The organism is Kineococcus halophytocola, assembly GCF_041276425.1.
In the GTDB taxonomy this organism is placed as follows: domain Bacteria; phylum Actinomycetota; class Actinomycetes; order Actinomycetales; family Kineococcaceae; genus Kineococcus; species Kineococcus halophytocola.
On record NZ_JBGFTU010000002.1, the window covers coordinates 1 to 12689 of the forward strand.

The 12689-nt window shown below is 75.3% G+C and carries 13 protein-coding genes and 1 pseudogene; 5 read left to right on the plus strand and 9 right to left on the minus strand.

The genetic code is table 11. The annotated features are described in order from the left end of the window. Together AB2L27_RS01705 and AB2L27_RS01710 are read right to left on the minus strand one after the other, a co-directional pair. A pseudogene (locus AB2L27_RS01705) lies at positions 1–136 on the minus strand (Gfo/Idh/MocA family protein); the annotation flags it as partial. A 44-nt stretch (positions 137–180) separates the two neighbouring features. Further along, positions 181–981 (minus strand): sugar phosphate isomerase/epimerase family protein, encoded by an 801-nt coding sequence (locus AB2L27_RS01710; protein WP_370439739.1) that lies wholly within the window; start codon positions 979–981, stop codon positions 181–183. A gap of 234 nt (positions 982–1215) precedes the next feature. Between AB2L27_RS01710 and AB2L27_RS01715 the strand changes: the two genes are divergently transcribed. Then, on the plus strand, positions 1216–1431 hold the full coding sequence (locus tag AB2L27_RS01715) for a hypothetical protein (RefSeq protein WP_370439740.1): 216 nt from the start codon (positions 1216–1218) through the stop codon (positions 1429–1431). Positions 1432–1458: 27 nt separating this feature from the next. On the opposite strand, the gene AB2L27_RS01720 is transcribed toward AB2L27_RS01715, so the two are convergent. The 7 genes from AB2L27_RS01720 to AB2L27_RS01750 form a co-directional block, all read right to left on the minus strand. Beyond that, the gene (locus tag AB2L27_RS01720; RefSeq protein ID WP_370439741.1) at positions 1459–3009 is read right to left on the minus strand and encodes a glucose-6-phosphate dehydrogenase; all 1551 of its coding nucleotides are present in this window, start codon (positions 3007–3009) and stop codon (positions 1459–1461) included. A gap of 5 nt (positions 3010–3014) precedes the next feature. Then, entirely contained in the window at positions 3015–3770 is a 756-nt protein-coding gene (locus AB2L27_RS01725; RefSeq protein WP_370439742.1) for a CDP-alcohol phosphatidyltransferase family protein, read from the minus strand. A 52-nt stretch (positions 3771–3822) separates the two neighbouring features. Further along, a complete protein-coding gene (locus AB2L27_RS01730) occupies positions 3823–4773 on the minus strand; it encodes a nucleoside hydrolase (protein WP_370439743.1) in 951 nt (316 codons plus the stop codon). Positions 4774–4782: 9 nt separating this feature from the next. After that, a complete protein-coding gene (locus AB2L27_RS01735) occupies positions 4783–5598 on the minus strand; it encodes a nitroreductase family protein (RefSeq protein ID WP_370439744.1) in 816 nt (271 codons plus the stop codon). Further along, positions 5598–5921 (minus strand): hypothetical protein, encoded by a 324-nt coding sequence (locus tag AB2L27_RS01740; RefSeq protein WP_370439745.1) that lies wholly within the window; start codon positions 5919–5921, stop codon positions 5598–5600. The genes AB2L27_RS01735 and AB2L27_RS01740 overlap by 1 nt, the downstream gene beginning before the upstream one ends. Positions 5922–6014: 93 nt before the next feature. After that, on the minus strand, positions 6015–6953 hold the full coding sequence (locus tag AB2L27_RS01745; RefSeq protein ID WP_370439969.1) for a TerC family protein: 939 nt from the start codon (positions 6951–6953) through the stop codon (positions 6015–6017). Positions 6954–7186: 233 nt separating this feature from the next. Continuing rightward, entirely contained in the window at positions 7187–8365 is a 1179-nt protein-coding gene (locus AB2L27_RS01750; RefSeq protein ID WP_370439746.1) for a PucR family transcriptional regulator, read from the minus strand. 262 nt (positions 8366–8627) lie between these two features. Between AB2L27_RS01750 and AB2L27_RS01755 the strand changes: the two genes are divergently transcribed. From AB2L27_RS01755 to AB2L27_RS01770, 4 genes are all read left to right on the plus strand, one after another. After that, a complete protein-coding gene (locus AB2L27_RS01755) occupies positions 8628–9938 on the plus strand; it encodes a M15 family metallopeptidase (RefSeq protein ID WP_370439747.1) in 1311 nt (436 codons plus the stop codon). Beyond that, positions 9938–10735, plus strand: coding sequence for a glycerophosphodiester phosphodiesterase family protein (locus tag AB2L27_RS01760; protein ID WP_370439748.1), 798 nt, complete (start codon positions 9938–9940; stop codon positions 10733–10735). Before AB2L27_RS01755 ends, AB2L27_RS01760 begins: the two co-directional genes overlap by 1 nt. A gap of 18 nt (positions 10736–10753) precedes the next feature. Next, positions 10754–12115 carry an MFS transporter gene (locus AB2L27_RS01765; protein ID WP_370439749.1) on the plus strand — a complete coding sequence of 454 codons (1362 nt, stop codon included), beginning with the start codon at positions 10754–10756 and terminating at the stop codon, positions 12113–12115. A 167-nt stretch (positions 12116–12282) separates the two neighbouring features. Then, positions 12283–12630, plus strand: coding sequence for an RNA polymerase-binding protein RbpA (locus tag AB2L27_RS01770; RefSeq protein WP_370439750.1), 348 nt, complete (start codon positions 12283–12285; stop codon positions 12628–12630). Positions 12631–12689: the final 59 nt, after the last annotated feature.

Below are 12689 nucleotides of genomic sequence, written 5' to 3' on the forward strand. Positions count from 1 at the left end.
CGGCGGCGGCGGGGACCAGGTCGCCGATGGCGTGGACGTGGACGTCGGGGAAGGAGGTGAGGTTGTCCAGGTAGGTGCCGGAGATGACGCCGGCGCCGATGATCCCGATCCCCACCGGCCCGGTGCGCGTCTCGATGCGGGTCCCGGTGCGCGTCTGGGTGCCGGTCTCGGTGCGGGCGCTCACGCCGCCGCTCCCCTGCTGAGGGCCCCGGCGAGGTGGGTGTAGCTGTCCTGCACGGCGGTGAACATGTCCCCGGTGGTGTCGTCCAGTTCGACGACCCCCCACTGCACGCTGGACCCGGCGCGGGTGCAGGCGGCCAGGATCGAGGCGGTGTCGATGTCCCCGGTGCCGAAGGCGACCTGCTTGCTGTCGTCGCGGGAGCCGTCGCCGTCCTTCAGGTGCACCGCGCTCACCCGCGAGCCCAGGCGGTCCAGCAGGTCGGGCACGTCGACGCCACCGACCACGGCCCAGTAGGTGTCGACCTCCAGGGCGACCCTCTCGTGCAGGTGCCCGGCCAGGACCTCCAGGGCCGGGCGCCCGCCGATGCGGGTCTCCAGTTCGAACTCGTGGTTGTGGTAGCCGATGGTGACGCCGGCGTCGGCGGCCCGGGCGGCGGCGGCGTTCAGCTCGGCGGCGATCGCGGCGACGTCCTCCTCGGTGCTCCAGCGGGCGCGGTCGACGTGGGGGTCGATGACCAGGGTGGTGCCGGTGGTGGCGGCGGCGGCCAGGACCGCGTCCAGGTCCGCACCGACGACGGAGGCGTGGGCGGTGGGGGCGTCCAGGCCGTGGGCGGCCAGCAGGGGGGCCAGGGTCGGGGCCGAGGTGGCCAGGGCGAAGGGTTCGACGTGGGTGAAACCGATCGCGGCCAGCCGGGCGAGGGTGGCCTCGGGGTCGGCGGCCAGGTCCTGGCGGACGGTGTAGAGCTGCACCGAGATCCGGGACACGTCGAGCTGGGGCCCGGCGGTGGAGGGGGAAGTCATGGGTGGAGCGCGTCCTCTCGTCGATGAGCGGCGTGCGCAGGGTCGTCCTCGACCCCTGCCGACCGGAACGGTGGGCCGAACCGGTTCAGTGGACCCTAGGCGACCGGAGGGGAGAACACCAGCCCCCGCAAGACCCGTTCTCATCGCGATCCGGACACGTCGCGGTGTCGCCCCGCCGCCGGTCGGCCGTCAACGAGCCTTGACCACGACGGTGACGCCGAGCACGGTCGAGGCGTGGACGAGGACGTCGACACCCTCCTGGCCCGGGGCGCCGACGGGGACCCGCGGACCGGCCTGCGGGCGGTGGCCGCCCTCGCCCGTCTCCAGGTCCGGCTCGAGGAGCTGCAGGTCGACCGCGCCCGGGCCTTGGGCTGGTCGTGGGCCGACATCGCGGCCGAACTGGGCGTGACCAAGCAGTCCGTCCACCAGAAGCACGCCCGGCGCGGCTGAGCGCACGGCGGGGTCGGCCCGGACCCCTCACACCTGCGGGAACGTCTCCGTCGGCGCGGGGCCGTCGCTGCCGGCCGCGTACGTCTCCAGGGGGACCTCGTCGGCCTGCCACGCCGCGATGACCGGGGCCAGGATCCGCCAGCAGTCCTCGGCGGTGTCACCGCGCACGGACAGCAGCGGGTCCCCGTCGAGGACGCCGGCCAGGACCTCGCCGTAGGCGGGCAGCTCGGAGTCCGCCAGCCGGGTCCAGACCGTCGTCCCCTCCAGCTCGAACGGGTTCCCGGTGGCGTTGACGCTGAGGTCGACGCTGACCGAGTTGGGTTTGAACCCCAGCCGCAACCGCGTGGGGGCGGGCTCCCCCTGCAACCCGGTGAGAAGGTGCGGGACGGGTTTGAAGGTGATGACCGCCTCCTTGCGGGCCCGGCCCAGCGCCTTGCCCGAGCGCAGCCGGAACGGCACCCCGGCCCAGCGCCAGGTGTCGATGGTCAGGACCACCTCGGCCAGCGTCTCGGTCCCGCGCGAGGGGTCGACCCCGTCCTCGGCGGTGTAGTCGGGCAGGTCGCGGTCCCCGATCCGCCCGGCGCCGTAGCGGGCGCGGCGGCTGGCCTGCGCCGGGGTCCCGGCCAGCCGGGTCGCGCGCAGGACCTGCGCCTTGCGGTCGCGGAACTCCCGCTCGTCCAGCGCGGCCGGGGCGTCCATGGCCAGGACCGCGAGCACCTGCAGCAGGTGGCTCTGCACCATGTCCACCAGCGCGCCGGCGTGGTCGTAGTACCGGGCCCGGCCCTCCAGGGCGAGGTCCTCGTCGTAGAACACGTCCACCCGTTCGACGTGCCCGGAGTTCCACGTCGGCTCGAACAACCGGTTGGCGAACCGGACCCCCAGCGTGCCCAGCACGGTGGAGGTGCCCAGGAAGTGGTCGACGCGGTGGACGTGCTCCTCGGGCACGAGCTGGGCGACGACCTGGTTGAGGTCGTGCGCGGACTCCTCGTCGGAACCGAACGGCTTCTCCATCACCAGGCGCGTGCTGGGCGGCAGGTCCCGTCCCACCAGCCCGCGGCAGGCGCGGGCCGTCACCGCGGGCGGGAGGGCGAAGTAGACGGCGACGGGGGCCGCGCACGAGTCCAGCAGGTCCACCAGGGCGTCGGGGTCGGTGACGTCGACGCGGGCGTACCGGCTGCGGTCGCGCACGGCGTCGGCCGCGGCGGTGTCCCCGTGCTCCTCCAGGCCGGAGAACGAGCGCGTCACCACCTCCCGCCACCGGTCGTCGTCCCAGTCCTCGGCCCCGGCCCCCACCAGGTCCAGGGTGGCGCCGTGGCCGTGGCCGGGGTCATCGCGCCGGTCCGAGACGAGCAGCCGGGCCAGTCCCGGCAGCAGCAGCCGGGAGGCGAGGTCCCCGCTGGCCCCCAGGACCAGCAGGGTGGCGACCGGGTCACCCCCGGACCGGCCCTCCTGCCGCGCGCCGGAGGCTCCGTGCCCGCCGGTCTCGGTGCCGCCCGTGGCGGGGTTCTCCTCCCCCGCCGACCCCTGTGCCGGCTGCTGCGTCGGCTCCTGCGTCTGCTCCTGGTCTGCACCGCTCACGACGATCACCCTGCCCGCCACCGGCCGAGCCCGCACCACGGCGCCCGCACCCGCGCACGGGGCCGCAGCCGGGCGGGACGACGGGCGAGCGTGCGCACGTCGCGGCCGAAGGAGAGCACCAGTGCGGCCAGGGCGACGCCCAGGGCCACCGCCCCGACCCCGGCGGGCACCGGGGGGAGCAGCGCGAGCACGAGCGCGAGGGCCTGGACGACGGCCACGACCTTGCGCGAGAACCGCGGCGGCGGCCTGCGGCGCAACCGGGGCCAGCACCAGCCCGCGGCGACGTAGGCGTACCGCATGAGCCCGATCGCCAGCACCCACGGCCCCTGGGTGAGCACGGCGACGGCGGACAGGACGAGCAATAGGGCCGCGTCGACCTCCATGTCCAGCCGGGCCCCGGCCGGGGAGCTCGTCCCGGTCCGGCGGGCCACGTACCCGTCGAGGCCGTCGAGCAGCAGCGCGGGCACGGCCAGGGCGACCAGCGACCACGGCCGCGGGCCGGTGACCCCGGTCAGGGCCAGCACGGCCACGGTCGCGCAACCACCGACGAGCACCGTGCGGGCCAGCGTCACGCGGTCGGCCGGACCGCACCAGCGGTCCCGGCGGGCCACGACGGCCACCGCGGCGCAGCCGACCAGCGCGGTGCCCGCGACGGTGGCGGCGCCGTGCTCGGGCAGGACCCCGTGCGCCACCGTCAGGGCCGTGCACCCGAGGGCGGCCAGGGCGAGACTCGCTCCGGCGTCCCGCAACCCCGTCCCCATGGTGGGCACACCGTACGGCCGCGCCCGGGGTGCGGCGAGCGGTCGCGGCGGGTCAGAGGGTGGACAACCGGGCCAGCAGGTCCCCGGCGAAGTCGCCGGGGACCTCCAGCAGGACGCGGGTGCCGCCCGGGTGGGAGTGCGGGAACCCCTGGTACAGGTCGCGCAGGTCCGCGATGGTCTGGCCCCGGCCCGGGCCGTCGGTGTGGTCGACGACGACGGGCACCCGCGGCGCCAGCGCGGGGGTGACGTCGCCGGTGGCCACGGCGGCCGCGAGCGGGTCGTGCAGGACGGCGCACGGGCGCCCGAACCGCTCGGCGTAGAAGGCGAAGTAGAACTCCAGCATCCGCGCCACCGCGACCGTCCCCGGGGTGCCGGCGGCCAGCAGCGCCGTGCGGTGCGACTCCTCGAACACGTGCCGCATCGTCACGTCCAGCCCGACCATCGTGAGGTCGAACCCGGCGGTGAACACCCGGTGCGCCGCGAGCGGGTCGTTGGCGACGTTGGCCTCGGCCAGCGCCGAGACGTTGCCCGGCGCCGCCGCGGCACCGCCCATGACGGTCACCGGCCCGAGGAGTTCGGGCAGCCGGGGTTCCAGGTCCAGGGCCAGGGCCAGGTTGGTGAACGGGCCGATGGCCAGCAGGTGCAGGTCGCCCGGGTGGGCCCGCGCGGCCGCCACGATCGCCTCGGCCCCGCTGCGCCCGGTGGGCCCGGCGGCGGCGCGGGGCAGGTCCACCCCGCCGATCCCGTTGGGGCCGTGGACGTGCGGGGCCCCGCCGCTGTAGGGGTGGTCGAGGAAGTCGTGCGCGCCGACGCTGACCGGGACGTCGGGACGGCCCAGCAGGGCGAGCAGGTCCAGGGTGTTCCGGGCCCCGCCGGCGGCGTCGAGGTTGCCGCTGACGGTGGAGACCCCCACGAGGTCGACCCCGGGTGAGGCCACCAGCCAGCCGATGGCCATGGCGTCGTCGATGCCGGTGTCGCAGTCCAGGAAGAACGGGGTGCTCACCGCGGCAGTCTAGGGCTGGGCCCCCGGCGCCGGCGGGCCGTCCCAGCCCGTCTGCGGCTGCGCGCACGTCTCGCGGAACACGTACCGCGACACCGGGAGCCGTTCGGAACTGGTCCAGTCGATGGTGGGACGACGGGCCGTCCGCGGGACGTACCCGAGGCGGTAGACGGCCATGAGTTCGAGGTCGTCGGGAACCCCCAGCAGCTCCACGATGCGCTCCCAGGCCCCGGGGACCTCCATGGGGAAGCTCACGAACTGCAGCCCCAGCCCCAGTTCGGTCGTCGTCAGCCACACGTTCTCCATCGCGGCGCCCATGGAGAACAGCGAGTAGAACCCGGACAGCTCCCCGGGCCGGTACTCGGCCCGGTCGAGCATGACGCCCATCAGCAGCGGGGAACCGGCCACGAGTTCGCGGTTCTGCGCCCCCAGGCGCCGCGGGACGCCCAGGGCGTTCATCGCCCACTGCCCGCGGCGGGTGAACACGCTGCGGGTGAAGGGGCGCAACGGGGCCGGCATCCGGTCGAACAGCATCCCGGTGCGCCGCCGGGCCATCTCCTGCTCGCTGAACCGGAAGTACCTCTTGTACCGCTCGAAGAACGTGCCGTTGCCCATGGCCGTGGCCATCGAGGCCCCGCTGATCCGGGCCACCTCCTCGATGGTGGCCCGGGACTCGACGAGGACGAACCGCCAGGGCTGGCTGTTCAGCTGGGAGGGGGCCCGGGCGGCGACCTCGACGAGGGTGCGCTGGTGCTCGGGGCTGACCGGGTCGGGCAGGAACGCCCCGTTCGTGGTGCGCCGGGCGGCGATGGCCTCGCGCAGGTCCATCACGCCCCCCGCAGGGCCGCGGCGTAGGCCGGTGCCGCGGTCAGGGCGATCACGGGGTGCCAGCCCGAACGGGCGGGGGTGGAAGGGATCGCCAGCAGGGGGGCGGCCACGGGCGCCAGCCGCCAGAAGGCGCCGGAGCGGCGGCGGGCGAGGTCGGCCCCGGCGGCCGCGGTCAGCGTCGCCGTCGCCACGAACACCGCGTGGTGCACCCAGCGGGCCCCGGAGGTGTCGACGAGGCCGGTCGCCACCGCGGTGCCGAGGGCGCAGTTGGCCAGGTAGGCGCTCGTCGCGGCCACCAGCAGCGGAGGGGGCGGGGTGGGCACGGCCACAGTGGACCACGAGGCCCCCCGCGACGCCGCGGCGCCCGCCCCCGCGGGGTGCGGGGACGGGCGCCGGGGTGGGGCGGGGCGGGCGGGTCAGCGCTGGGTGGAGTCCACCTCGCGGTGCGGGTCGCCGTCCGCTGCGTCGGCGCCGGCCGGCGCCGGCCGGCGCAGGCTCAGGACGATCGCCAGGGTCAGCGAGACGACGATGACGGCCAGGCTGACGTAAGTCGGGATGTGCGGGATCGAGGGGCTGATGACCTCGTGACCGGCCTGGAAGAACAGCTTGACGCCGATGAAGGCCAGGATGAAGGCCAGCGCCTTGCTCAGCAGGTGGAAGCGTTCCAGCAGCCCCGAGAGCATGAAGTACAGGGCACGCAACCCCAGGATGGCGAAGGCGTTGGAGGAGTAGACGATGAACATCTCGTCGGTGACCGCCAGGACGGCCGGGACGCTGTCGACGGCGAAGATCAGGTCGGCGGCCTCGATGGCGGCCACGACCGCCAGCAGCGGGGTCCCGTACCGCTTGCCGGCTTCCTTGATGAAGAACTTCGTGCCGTGGTACTCGTCCTTGAGCGGGACGACCTTCTTCAGCATCCGGACGCCGATGTTCTTGCCCGGGTCCATGTCCTCGTCGTCGTCCTTGAGCATCTTCCAGGCCGACCACAGCAGGACCGCGCCGAAGACGAACAGGATGGCGGTGAAGCGCTCGACGACGGCCACGCCGACGCCGAGGAAGATGCCGCGGAACAGCAGCGCGCCCAGGACCCCGAGGAACAGCACGCGGTGCTGGTACTCCCGGGGCACCTTGAAGTAGGCGAAGATCAGCGCGAAGACGAAGAGGTTGTCGACGGACAGGCTCTTCTCCAGCAGCCAGGCCGTCGTGTACGCCGTCCCGGCCTCGGCCCCGTAGGCCCAGAAGATGATGCCGCCGAAGACGAGGGCGGTGGCGACCCACACGCCGCTCCAGACGGCGGCTTCCTTGAACTGGATGACGTGGGCGCCGCGGTGACCGAGCAGGTCGATCGCAAGCATGACGACGATGACGACGCCCAGGGCGATCCAGGCCCACAAGGGGACGTTGAGGTCCAGACCCACTGCGTGCTCCCGGAGGTGGAGGATCGGGCGGCGGCTGCCGCCCTCGTCCATGATGGCTGCCGGGACCGGGCAGTGCCCTGGTGAGGACGTGACGGGTTCTGCGCCGTTTCCTGCCGGGGTCCGGCAAGACGGGGACGGCGCGACGGCACGACGGGAGGACCCCGGGACCCTCAGGGGGCCGTGCCGGGCCAGCCCAGGGCCCGGGCGGCGAGGACGGCGGCCTGCACCCCGAACCGCTGCCCCGGCCGGGTGGGGTCGTGGCCGGTGAGGTCGCGCACGCGGGCCAGCCGGTAGGTGACGGCCCGCACCGACAGGTGCAGCCGGCGCGCGGCCTCGGTGGCGTTGCCGCCGGCGGCCAGGTAGGTCTCCAGGGTCAGCAGGAAGGGGTCCACACCCCCGCGCACGCCCCGCAGACCCCCCAGGGTCGACTCCACCAGGTCCACGGCGGTGTCGCGGTCGCGCAGCAGCACCTCGTAGACGAGCAGGTCGGCCGAGTCGGCCACCGGGTCGGTGACGGCGAGCCGGTCACCGAGCTCCAGGGCCCGGCGCGCCTGCTCGTAGGAGCCGACGACGCCGCCCGCGCCCGGGCCCGGCCGCCCGACCCCGGCGCGCCAGCCGGTGCGCTGGGGGCTGCCCAGGACCTCGCGCAACCGGTCCAGGACCTCGGTGACCGCGTCGCGGTCGGGGGCGGCGAAGACGAGGACGAGGGCACCGTCCTTCGTGGCCACCAGGGCGTCGGCGTCGGCCTGGGCCCCCTGCAGCCGCCGTTCGATCGCCGCGACCTGGGCCGTGCCGTCGGTGAAGGGGGCCCGGGCCCGCACGACGCAGACGGCGTGCGGGCCGGTGAGGTCCAGGCCGTGGCGGGGGGCCCGGCGCAGCAGCCCCGGCAGGTCGGAGGTGCCGGCGAGCAGGTCGTCGACGAACTCGCGGCGGTCGGACTCCTCGCGGCGCACGAGCTGGCGGCGGGCGATCTGGTAGCCCTCGGTCAGCGCGGCGACGGCGTCGTCGCTGGCGCGCAGGACGACCTCCCCGGCGGTGACGACCCCGGCGGGGTCGGCGGCGGCCCCGCGCACCGGCGGCAGGGACCGCCACAGCCGCCAGGCCGCCGAGAGGTAGAGGTCGAGCAGGGCCCGCAGCGCGACCCCGGAGGCGGCGGCCTCCTCCCCGACCGCGCGGTAGCGGGCGGTGCGCGCGGTGGACAGGCGCCGGCCGGAGACGACGGCGCGCCAGACCGCCTCCAGGAAGTCCCCCAGCAGCGCGGGGTCGACGCCGCCGGCGTCCCGGGCGGCGTCCTCGGCCACCGCCTGCAACCGGGTCTCGTCGGGTGGGGTCGGGCGGGGTTCGGGCACCGCCGGATGATGCCACCGGCACCGGCGGGGGGAGACGGAACGTGACGGGTGATGAACGGCGCGGTGCGTGATGCTCGTCACAATCGCTGTCCCCACCTACGTGTTGCTGCTCCCGGTGCCGAGCAAGCGGAGGGTAGGGTCCGGCGAGGACGTCACCACAGGACCTCCACCGGACCCGACCGCACCACCCCCTCCGCGTGCCCCACGCGTCACCGACAGCCGATCCGGGCTAGCGCCCCCGACCGCTCTGGATGTGCACGACGTGCTCTCCCCCACGGCCCGCACCACCGCCCGACCCGCCCGCGTGCGCGCGGCAGCCCTGCTGGCGGCCGCCACCGGCGCCGGAGCCCTGACCCTCGGTGTCCTCACCCCCGCCGCGACCGCCGCCCCCCTGCCCGCGGCCACCGTCGTCCCCGCCGCCGCACCCGCCGCCGCCCCCGCCGCCGAGGCCCCCACGCAGGAGCAGGTTGACGAGGCCCGCCGGCAGGCGGCCGAGTCCTCCGCCCGCCTCACCCAGGCCCAGGCCGACCTCGTCGCCGCCCAGGCCCAGCTCGACGCCCTGGCCGCTCAGGCCGCCACCGCGCTGGAGGCCTACCAGCAGGCCATGGAGGCCCAGTGGGCCGCCGCCAACGAGGAGACCGTGCAGCGCCAGCGCCTCGCCGAGGCCGAGGCCACCCTGGAGCAGGGCCGCAAGGACCTCGGGCAGTGGGCCTCCCAGACCTACCGCGGCGGCGGGTCCCTGGAGCCGTACTCCGGGCTGGTCTCCGTCCTCAAGGGCGGCGCGACCGACGAGACGGCCAGTGCCGTGGCCTCGGCCCGGCGCATCGGGGACGGGCGCACCAACGCCGTGGAGGCCTTCGAGCAGGCCCAGCGCGTCCAGGCCGACGCCACCGTCCGCGCCGCCGACGCCGCCGCCGAGGCCACCCGCCAGGCCGGGATCGCCGTGGCCGCCAAGCAGCAGGCCGACACCCTCGTCGCCCAGCAGCGCAGCCAGGTCGAGTCCCTGGCCGTCCTGCAGGCCGCGGCCTCGGGCACCGCCACCTCCGACTCCGCCCGCGCCGAGGACCTCGCCGCCAACCTCGCCGCCGCCCAGGCCCAGGCCGCCCAGGCCGCCGCGGCCGCCACCGCCGGCGGGTTCACCGCTGTGGGCGACTGCGAGACCGGCATCAACCTGTCCGGCTTCGCCAACGGCCTCATCCCCCGCAACGCCCTGTGCCCGCTGGCCAGCGCACCCCGCCACGTCCTGCGCTCGGACGCGGCCAACGCCTTCGCCGCCCTGAACCAGGCCTACGCCGCCGAGTTCGGGTCCAACATCGCGATCACCGACTCCTACCGCACGCTGGCCGAGCAGATCGACGTCAAGGCCCGCAAGCCCACCCTCGCGGCCCGGCCCGGCACCAGCCGGCACGGCCTGGGCATCGCCGTCGACCTCGGCGGCGGCATCCAGAGCGCCACGACCCCCCAGCACCAGTGGATGGACCGCAACGCCGCCCTCTACGGCTGGATCAACCCCGCCTGGGCGCAGAACCGCGGCGGGCAGTTCGAGCCCTGGCACTGGGAGTTCACCGGCTGATGGTGCCCCGGCCGCCGGCCCGGCACGCCTTCTGCGCGTGGGACGGGCCGATCGCGATGGCCCACCGCGGCTTCGCGGCCGGGCCCACGGCCGGCCTGGAGAACACGCTGCCGGCCTTCGCCGCCGCCGTCGACCTCGGGTACACCTACCTGGAGACCGACGTGCGGGCCACCGCCGACGGCGTCCTGCTCGCCTTCCACGACGAGCACCTCGACCGCGTCACCGACGGCCACGGCGACCTGTCCGCCCTCACCTGGCCGCAGGTCCGGCGCCTGCGCGTGGCCGGCCGCGAGGGCGTCCCCCGCCTGGAGGACGTCCTGGGGACCTTCCCCACCGCCCGGTTCAACCTCGACGTCAAGACACGGACCGCCGTGGCCGGGCTCGGCGACGTGCTGGCCCGCACCCGCGCCCACGGACGCGTCCTGGTCACCGCCTTCGACGACCGCCGCCGCCGCGCCGCCCTGGCCGCCACCGGGACCGACGAGGCCACCTCGGCGAGCTCGCTCGGCACCGCGCTGGCCCTGGTCGGCAGCCGGCTGCACCTGCCCGCGCTCACCCGCCGTGCCCTGGCCGGCCTGGACGCTGTCCAGGTCCCGGCCCGCCACGGTGGCCTCGAGGTCGTCTCGGCCCGCTTCGTCGACGCCGTCCACCGCGCCGGGGCGCAGGTCCACGTCTGGACCGTCGACGACCCCGCCCAGATCGGGGCCCTGCTCGACCTCGGCGTCGACGGGATCATCACCGACCGCGCCGACGTCCTCAAGGACGTCCTGTCCGCCCGCGGGCAGTGGCACGCTTGATCCCGTGATGAGCCCCCGGTGAGCACCCTCGACCCGACCCTGCGGCGGGCCCGCCGGTCCTGGTACGTCTACGACTGGGCCAACTCCGCCTTCGTCACCACCACGCAGACCGTCCTGTTCTCCCCCTACCTCACCGTCCTGGCCCGCCGGGCCGCCTGCCCCGACCAGCCCACCGGCTGCACCCGGGCCCTGTCCGTCCTCGGGCTGCCCGTGGCTCCCGGCTCCCTGGCCCTGTACACCATCACCCTGGCCACGTTCCTGTCCGCGGTCCTGCTGCCCTTCGTCGGCGCCCTCGCCGACCGCACCCGGCACCGGCACCGCCTCCTCGGCGGGTTCGCCTGGGTCGGGGCCGGCGCGGCCACCGCCATGGTCGCCCTCGGCGGGGACCGCTGGTGGCTGGGCGTCCTGCTCGCCCTGGTCGCCGTGATCAGCCTGACCTGCTCCCTCGTCGTCAACGACGCCCTGCTGTGCGACGTCTCCGCCCCCGAGGAGCGCGACGCGGTCTCCTCCCGCGGCTGGGCCGCCGGCTACCTCGGCGGGTTCACCCTCCTCGCGCTCAACCTGCTCCTCGTCTCCAGCCCCACCACCTTCGGCCTCACCGACGAGTGGGCCGTGCGCCTGTCCCTGGCCTCGGCCGGTCTGTGGTGGGGGCTGTTCACCGTCGTCCCCGTCCTCGGCCTGCGGCCCCTGCCCCCGCGCCCGGTCCTGGACCTGGCCCCCGACCAGGCCCGCTCCCCCGCCGCCCCGTTCCGCCAGCTCCTGCGCACCCTGCGCGGACTGCGCCACCACCCCCAGGTCCTGCGCTTCCTGCTCGCCTACCTGATCTTCAACGACGGCATCCAGACCGTCATCGCCGCCTCCAGCGTCTACGGCCAGGAGGAGCTGGGCTTCACCCCGGCCCAGCTGCTGACCACCGTCCTGCTCGTCCAGGCCGTCGCCTTCGTCGGCGCGCTCGTCTTCGGCCGCGTCGCCGGCCGCTTCGGCGCCCAGCGCACCGTCCTGGGCGGTCTGGGCCTGTGGATCGTCGTCGTCCTGGCCGCCTTCGCCGTGCCCCGCGGGGCCTTCGGGACCTGGCTGGCGCTCGCGGTCCTCATCGGCCTCGTGCTCGGGGGCACCCAGGCCCTGTCCCGGTCGCTGTTCAGCCGACTGGTGCCCCGGGGCGCCGAGGCGGAGTACTTCAGCCTGTACCAGGCCGGTGAGCGGGGCACGAGCTGGCTGGGCACCCTGCTGTTCGGGCTGGTGGCGCAGCTCAGCGGGTCCTACCGCCCGGCCCTGGTGGCGCTGCTGGCGTTCTTCGTCCTCGGGGCGGTCCTGCTCACCCGGGTGGACGTGGCGGCCGGTGTTCAGCAGGCACAGCGGGGTTTCGATCCAGTACGTTGAGCGACGCCGTCCACCCGGGCCCGACCCGCGCCCGCCCACGACCGGCACCGTCCGGTCGAGCGGGCCACGGGAACAGCCGCGGTCGGCACTGCGTTCAACCAACGAGTCCCCTTCACCCCCTCGGATCCCCGGGGGCCGCCGTACGGAGGGGACGGTGGGGAGGTCACATGAGCGAGCGCAACCTACGAGGGTCCCGCCTCGGAGGCGCCAGCCTCGAGAGCGAGTCCGGCGTCGAGCCGGCCGAGCGCCAGCAGGTCACGTACCACTGCCCGAACGGTCACACCGTCGTGGTGCCCATGTCGCTGGAGGCCGACGTGCCTCCGCTGTGGGAGTGCCGGTGCGGGGCCGAGGCGCTGCGGGCCGACACCGACGCCCCGGAGAAGAAGGCCGGCAAACCGGCCCGCACGCACTGGGACATGCTCCTGGAGCGGCGTTCCATCGCCGAGCTCGAGGTGCTGCTGGACGAGAGGCTCGAGCTGCTCCGCAGCCGCGAGCTGATCAAACGCAGCGCCTGAGGCGTGCACGACGAGGCCGGTCCACCCTCCACGGGTGGGCCGGCCTCCGTCGTTCCGCG